At 63.3% G+C, this 395-nt stretch carries 1 protein-coding gene; it reads right to left on the reverse strand.

Annotation, left to right across the window (positions count from 1 at the left end):
* The coding region (locus AC1D0P_RS31175; RefSeq protein WP_477680262.1) for a patatin-like phospholipase family protein at positions 1-395 on the reverse strand (395 nt) is incomplete at both ends.

Raw genomic sequence — 395 nt, forward strand, 5'->3', positions numbered from 1 at the left:
CAGCAGGGCCTCTTGCGGGACGAGTTCCACCAGATGGCCGAGGGCGCGACGCAGACGTTGCTCCTGCTTGAACTGATCTGTTGCCGCACGCGTGCGGCTCGAGAAACGGATATCCTTCTGCCGCAGGTCGAGACCGGCCAGGTCACGCGGAAACTCGCCGCGCGCGCTCCAGAGGTCGACTTGAAAGGCCAGCGTGTCCTGGCGAGGGGAGCTGTCGAGCACCCATTGCAGGGGCGTGTTGGAGATCAGGCCACCGTCCCAATAATATTCGCCATCGATTCTTGCAGCCGGGAACCCCGGCGGCAGCGCGCCGCTCGCCATGATATGTTCGGGGCGGATGTCATGGGTTGTGGTGTCGAAATACTCGAAATTGCCGGTGCGCACGTTGACTGCGC

It is taken from the genome of Polaromonas sp. P1_G2 (genome assembly GCF_056405515.1).